The organism is Flavobacterium sp. NKUCC04_CG (assembly GCF_019345525.1).
Lineage (GTDB): Bacteria > Bacteroidota > Bacteroidia > Flavobacteriales > Flavobacteriaceae > Flavobacterium.
The window spans coordinates 79,663-86,341 of sequence record NZ_JAHKRA010000013.1; the positions used below are offsets into that span (position 1 = coordinate 79,663).

Genomic DNA, 6,679 nt, shown 5'->3' on the forward strand with positions numbered 1-6,679 from the left:
TTATTTCTGTATTTCAATTTGTTCTTCCATCGTTTTATAGGCTGCGACTATCTTTTTGACCAAACGGTGTCTTACAATATCTTTATCATCGAGATAAATCATACCAATACCCTCTACGTCTTTTAAAATGTGCAAAGCTTCTTTTAAACCAGAGCTAACCTTTCGAGGTAAGTCAATTTGTCCCGGATCACCAGTAATAATAAATTTAGCATCTTTTCCCATACGGGTTAAGAACATTTTCATTTGAGAGTGTGTGGTGTTTTGAGCTTCATCTAAAATGACGAAGGCATGATCTAAGGTACGTCCTCTCATAAAGGCTAAGGGGGCAATTTGAATGACTCCTTTTGCCAAATAATCTTCTAAAGTTTGAGGAGGTAACATATCGCGTAAAGCATCGTATAACGGTTGCATATACGGATCGAGTTTCTCTTTCATATCACCGGGTAAAAAACCGAGGTTTTCTCCTGCTTCCACCGCTGGACGAGTTAGGATAATGCGTTTGACTTGCTTTTCTTTTAAAGCGCGTACAGCCAACGCCACGCCAGTATAGGTTTTACCTGTTCCTGCCGGACCAATAGCAAAGACCATGTCGTTGTTTTCAACGAAATGAACCAAACGTTGTTGATTGGGAGTTAATGCCTTGATTAGTTTGCCTCCAACACCGTGTACCAATATCTTATCACTGGGATTCATTTGTTGTGGAACATCATCCATAACGATGCGTTCCATGGAGTTTTCATCCATACGGTTGTATTTTGAAAAAAACTTGACCAATCTATGAAATCGCAATTCAAATTCGTCTAGAATTTCGTCTTCCCCATAAATTTTTAACAAAGAGCCTCTGGCTATTAGTTTTAATTTTGGATACAAGCGTTTAAGGGTTTCCAAATGGGTATCTTGCGGTCCCCAAAATTCTTTAGCGGTAATTTCTGTTAGTTCTATAGTTCTTTCGTTCAAATGGGGTAAGATTTAATTAAAAAATAAACTAATTTTGCATAACTCAAAGCTAATACAAAAATTCTATACTATCGATCAAATAGTAAAAAATATATAATGGAAACGATCATTACTTTAACAACAGATTACGGAACAAAAGACTACTTTGTCGGCGCGATTAAAGGAAAGATACTTTCTTATATTCGTGACTGTCAGATTGTTGATATTTCTCATTGTATAGATTATTTCAATACAAGCCAAGCGGGTTATGTCATTTCTGCCGCTTATAAAAACTTTTCCAAGGGTACCATTCACATTGTTGGTGTTGATGCTGAATTGACACAAGCCAGTAGACCATTAGCGGTATTTTTAGACGGACACTATTTTATTTCTGCCGATAATGGCATCATGAGTTTTCTTACAGCTGATCAAAAGGCGGAACAAATGGTTTATATTGATTTTGAAATGGGAACCCCATCTATGGATGTTTTTATCAGTACTGCTGTAAAAATTGCTCAAGGTGCATCATTGAGTGAATTGGGTCAAGATACGGATACCATAATCGATGTAAGTGAACTCAAAGCTGTGGTTTCTAAAGACAATGAAAGCATACGCGGTAACATCATTTATGAAGATCATTTTGGCAATGCCGTAAGCAATATCACCAAAACGATGTTTGAAGAAACTAAGGGAGAAAGAAACTTTATAATAAACGTTAAAAATCGACCGATTAAGAGAATAAATAAGTATTTTTCCGACTTTAAAATTAACGATGCCACCTCTTTAAAATCTAGAGAAGGGGAGCTGTTAGCGATTTTCAATGAGTTGGGTTATTTGCAGTTTTCGCTTTACCGTGCCAACCCGTTGACTACCGGTTCTCCAAAAATTTTGTTGGGACTGGAATATCGCGATACCATTACTATTGAATTTGTAGAATAATCAAAATAAAAAATTATGTTTGTTAGAATTGTGAAAATGAGTTTTCATAAAGAAAAAGTACCGGTTTTTTTAGAACATTTCGATACTATAAAAGAAATTATACGTTATTATCCCGGTAATCAGTTTTTAGAATTGTATCAAGATAAAGAAGATCCATCTGTGTTTTTCACCTACAGCTATTGGGCAGCAGAGAGCGATCTTGAAAATTACCGACATTCAGAAGCTTTTCGCGAGATTTGGTCTTTTGTCAAAACTTTGTTCAAAGACAAGCCTGAGGCTTGGAGTGTTGACAAATTAGTTACTTTACCTTAAACCTATCAGATGAACGCACTGTTACTACGCGAAATCAAATCTTTTTTCGGTTCTATAATGGGATATCTCGTTATAGCCGTTTTTTTAGTACTAAATGGACTTTTTTTATGGATTTTTGACGGTAATTTCAATGTTCTACAAAGCGGATATGCCGATATGGCTCCGTTTTTTAGCTTGGCACCGTGGATTCTGATATTTCTTATTCCGGCCGTTACCATGAAAAGCTTTTCCGAAGAGATAAAACAAGGCACTATGGAATTGCTTTTGACAAAGCCCTTGCGGATATGGGAAATAGTTATGGGAAAATTTCTAGGCGCGTTTGTTTTAATACTCATGGCAATCATTCCTACTTTGATCTATGTATGGGTAATTGCTGATTTATCGTTATCCGGTTCGCAATTTGATTGGGGGAGTACTTGGGGATCGTATTTTGGTTTGTTATTTTTAATTGCAGCCTACGCGTCTATTGGTGTATTTGCATCGACTTTATCCGAAAATCAAATCGTAGCTTTTATCATTGCAGTAGTATTGTGTTTTTTGTTTTTTGTAGGCATAGATGAATGGAGTAAAATTGGCGGAAGTTGGAGTGGCTTTATAGCGAGCTTTGGAATCAATTCGCATTTTAAAAGTATGGGGCGTGGAGTTTTAGATTCGCGAGATATACTTTATTTTGTGAGTTTCTCTGTGTTCTTTCTTAGTGCAACCGTTTTTAAAATTAAATCCATCAAAAAGTAATGAATACAAAACGCAAACAGCGCATAATATCGTTATTGGGAGTAGTGGTACTACTGGTTTTAATCAATGTATTAGGGGGTTTTTTCTTTAAGCGTTGGGACTTAACTCAGGACAAGCGCTATACCCTTTCGGCCACTTCGTTAGAAGTGATAAAAGGAATCAAAGAACCGCTATTTGTAGATGTTTTTTTGGAGGGACAATTTCCGCAGGAATTCAAAAGACTACAAACCGAAACCAGACAGTTATTAGAGGAGTTTAAAGCCTATAATTCAAACATCAATTTTCAATTCATCAATCCTGTCGAATCGGAGGACGAGCAGATGGAAACGGCTAAAAAATTGTTTGAAGCCGGTATGAAGCCGATTAATATTACGGTTTCCGATAAGGGCAAACAAGTACAGGAAATGGTGTTTCCTTGGGCTGTTGCTACTTATGCGGGTAAAAATACTCAGATACCGTTGTTGAAAAACATGATGGGTGCTAATACAGAAGAAAAAGTGGTGAGTTCTGTACAGCATTTGGAATATGCTATAGCTGATGCTATACATAGGGTAACTACTGAAAAGCGAAAAAAAATTGCCATAATTAAAGGCAATGGTGAATTGGATGATCATTATATAGCTGACTTCCTAAAGTCGGTTCGTGAGAATTATTTTATAGGACCTTTCACTTTGGATTCGGTAGCTACGAATCCGGTTAAAAGCTTAGAAGAATTACAAAAATATGACCTGGCTATAATTGCCAAGCCGAGTTTAAATTTTTCAGAAGATAAAATTGAAGTTTTGGATCAGTTTATCATGAATGGCGGTAAAACGATTTGGTTGATCGACCAAGTGCAGGCCGACATGGACAGTTTAAATGCTACGGGAAGCATGATGGTTTATCCTAAAGATCAGAGCTTGGGAGAAATGTTGTTTAAATACGGTGTACGTATCAATCCGGTTTTGGTTAAGGATGAACAGGCAACGCCGATTAAATTGGCCGTTGGGCGTCAGGGCAGTGAAACCCAATACGAAGAGTTTATCTGGAAATTTGCACCTTTTGCTTATCCGCAAGGCAATCATCCGATTGTGAAAAATATCGAAGGAGTCAAGTTTGACTTTGCCAATGCTATAGATACCTTGAAAAACGATATTAAAAAAACGATATTGTTACAGTCGTCTCGTAACTCTGCAACACTGGGTACTCCGGCACAGGTCAGTTTGGATATGGTTAACGAAGAAGTAAGTCCTGCAGATTACCAGGGCAAAGGTTTTTATAATTTAGCGGTCTTATTGGAAGGAAATTTTAAATCGGTATTTCAAAATAGGATATTGCCGTTTAAACCTAAAACATATCAAGAGCAAAGCGGAGCCAATCAAATGATTGTTGTTGCGGATGGCGATGTTATTCGAAATCAATTAGATCAAAACTATCAGCCCTTAGAATTGGGTTATGATAAGTGGACCAACAAGCTCTATGGAAATAAAGAGTTTATATTGAATGCGGTTAATTACCTTTTAGATGATTCGGGACTTATTAACATCCGTACAAAAAATGTTAGTTTACCGTTATTGGACAAGCAAAAAGTTTACGAACGTTATACCTATATTCAAGTAATAACTGTCGGATTACCACTGTTTATCCTTTTAATTTTTGGATTTGGCTTTACTTTTTATAGAAAGAGAAGATTTGCGCGTAAGTGTTGATAAAAATTCTTTTATAATTGGTTATAATCCGATATATTTGTAAAATGTAAAAGTAATTTTACACCTAAAAAAGCAAAATAACATGAAGTTTATTGTATCGAGTTCCTATTTGTTAAAACAATTGCAGATTCTTGGAAGTGTTATCAATAGTAGTAATACTTTACACATTTTAGATAATTTCTTATTCGAATTAGATAATAGCGAATTAAAAGTATCCGCATCCGATTTGGAAACAACCATGTCTGCAACACTAGAAATAGAGTCCACCAGCCAAGGAAGTATCGCGGTTCCAGCAAAGTTATTATTGGAAACACTAAAAACTTTTCCTGAGCAACCTTTGACTTTTACCGTTAAAGAAAATAATACCATAGAAATCAGTTCTGATTTAGGAAAATATGTTTTGGCTTATGCGCAGGGAGATGAGTTTCCGAAAGCAGAGACTTTAGAAGATCCTTCTACTACAGGAGTTCCTGCTGAAGTTTTAGCAACAGCGATCAGTAAAACGATTTTTGCAGCCGGAAACGATGATTTACGTCCGGTAATGTCTGGAGTGTTTTTTCAGTTTTCGCCAGAAGGTTTGATTTTTGTAGCTACGGATGCACACAAGTTGGTAAAATACTCTCGTGCAGATATTAGTTCTTCAAGTCAAGCTAATTTTATTATGCCTAAGAAACCATTAAATATTTTGAAAAATATTTTAATGACTTCGGATGCGGAAGTGAAAATTGAATATAATGATTCTAATGCGCAATTCTCTTTTGAGAATTATACCTTGACTTGTCGTTTAATCGACGGGAAATACCCGAATTATGAAGCGGTTATTCCAAAGGAGAATCCAAATAAATTATTGATTAATCGTGCGCAGTTTTTGAGTTCAGTGCGTCGTGTGGCTATTTATGCTAATAAAACGACTCATCAAATTCGTTTAAAAATCGCAGGTACAGAATTGAATATTTCGGCAGAAGATATTGACTATTCCAATAAGGCTGATGAGCGTTTGACTTGTGATTATCAAGGAGACGATATGCAGATTGGTTTTAACTCTCGTTTCTTGACAGAGATGTTGAATAACTTGCAGTCTGACGAAATCATGTTGGAGATGTCGTTGCCAAATCGTGCAGGGATTTTAACTCCAGTTGATGGATTAGATGAAGGAGAAACCGTGACTATGTTGGTAATGCCGGTAATGTTAAATAACTAGTGATGTAAATAGGAGTAATCTCTTTTAATTATATAAAAGTTCAGTGATGAGAATCATTGGACTTTTTTTTTAAAATTTAGTTAGGAGGATGTGCCTATTCGTCCATTCGTCCATTCGTCCATTCGTTCATTCGTCCATTCGTCCATTCGTCCATTCGCGAATAAATTACAAAAAAGAGCAATTTTACAGCCACAACGCTCCAAAGCGTATAAACGTATCTGCCCATCCGCGTATCCGCATTCACAAGCTCCAAAGCGAATTCGCCCATCTGCCTATCCGCGTATCCGCACTCTTTATATATAGGTATGGTTTTTATGAGTCTATTCGCTGATTCGTGCATTCGCTTATTCGCGAATAAATTACAAAAAAGAGCAATTTTATACCCACAACGCTCCAAAGCGTATAAACGTATCTGCCCATCCGCGTATCCGCATTCACAAGCTTCCAAGCGAATTCGCCCATCTGCCCATCCGCGTATCCGCCTTCAAGAATAGTTAACTAAGCACAGCAATTTTAAACCCACAGCACTTTAAAGCGAATTCGCCTATCCGCCTATCCGCGTATCCGCTTTTTTAAGTATCTGCACTAAAGCTAAAGTAAGGGGTATTAGTCTGTTAAGAAAGGGGCTTGAAAAAACTGTAAAATAAAAGAACAAAAGATTAGGAAAGCTAGAAAAAAGGGCTACTTTTGCACCCGCATTACCGCAGAAGTTCTTTGAGAAACGGAGTTAAAAAAAGAAACATATAAAAGGAGTTTAACTCTTTTAAAAATTTACGAAAATTAAATTTGTTTCTTAAATAATTAAAGTTGTATCTTTGCCACCCGCAAGGAAACAACGCTCTGACACATTATTGACAAGATTTAAAAG

7 protein-coding genes are annotated in these 6,679 nt (G+C 36.5%); 5 read left to right on the forward strand and 2 right to left on the reverse strand.

All coding sequences use genetic code 11. The features are described 5' to 3' along the window. Positions 1–957 carry a PhoH family protein gene (locus KO524_RS11260; RefSeq protein WP_219294103.1) on the reverse strand — a complete coding sequence of 319 codons (957 nt, stop codon included), beginning with the start codon at positions 955–957 and terminating at the stop codon, positions 1–3. Positions 958–1,053: 96 nt separating this feature from the next. Between KO524_RS11260 and KO524_RS11265 the strand changes: the two genes are divergently transcribed. The 5 genes from KO524_RS11265 to dnaN all read left to right on the forward strand — a co-directional run bounded on the left by KO524_RS11265 (position 1,054) and on the right by dnaN (position 5,811). Beyond that, on the forward strand, positions 1,054–1,875 hold the full coding sequence (locus KO524_RS11265; RefSeq protein ID WP_219294105.1) for an S-adenosyl-l-methionine hydroxide adenosyltransferase family protein: 822 nt from the start codon (positions 1,054–1,056) through the stop codon (positions 1,873–1,875). Positions 1,876–1,890: 15 nt separating this feature from the next. Next, entirely contained in the window at positions 1,891–2,187 is a 297-nt protein-coding gene (locus tag KO524_RS11270; protein WP_219294107.1) for a putative quinol monooxygenase, read from the forward strand. A 9-nt stretch (positions 2,188–2,196) separates the two neighbouring features. Beyond that, complete coding sequence (gene gldF / locus KO524_RS11275) at positions 2,197–2,922, forward strand: gliding motility-associated ABC transporter permease subunit GldF (protein WP_219294109.1); 726 nt, start codon at positions 2,197–2,199, stop codon at positions 2,920–2,922. Beyond that, the gene (gene gldG / locus KO524_RS11280; RefSeq protein WP_219294111.1) at positions 2,922–4,610 is read left to right on the forward strand and encodes a gliding motility-associated ABC transporter substrate-binding protein GldG; all 1,689 of its coding nucleotides are present in this window, start codon (positions 2,922–2,924) and stop codon (positions 4,608–4,610) included. The genes gldF and gldG overlap by 1 nt, the downstream gene beginning before the upstream one ends. Before the next feature lie 82 nt (positions 4,611–4,692). Next, the gene (gene dnaN / locus KO524_RS11285; protein ID WP_219294113.1) at positions 4,693–5,811 is read left to right on the forward strand and encodes a DNA polymerase III subunit beta; all 1,119 of its coding nucleotides are present in this window, start codon (positions 4,693–4,695) and stop codon (positions 5,809–5,811) included. Between the two features lie 94 nt (positions 5,812–5,905). Here dnaN and KO524_RS11290 read toward each other — a convergent pair whose 3' ends face one another. After that, entirely contained in the window at positions 5,906–6,079 is a 174-nt protein-coding gene (locus tag KO524_RS11290) for a hypothetical protein (protein WP_219294115.1), read from the reverse strand. Positions 6,080–6,679 lie beyond the last annotated feature (600 nt).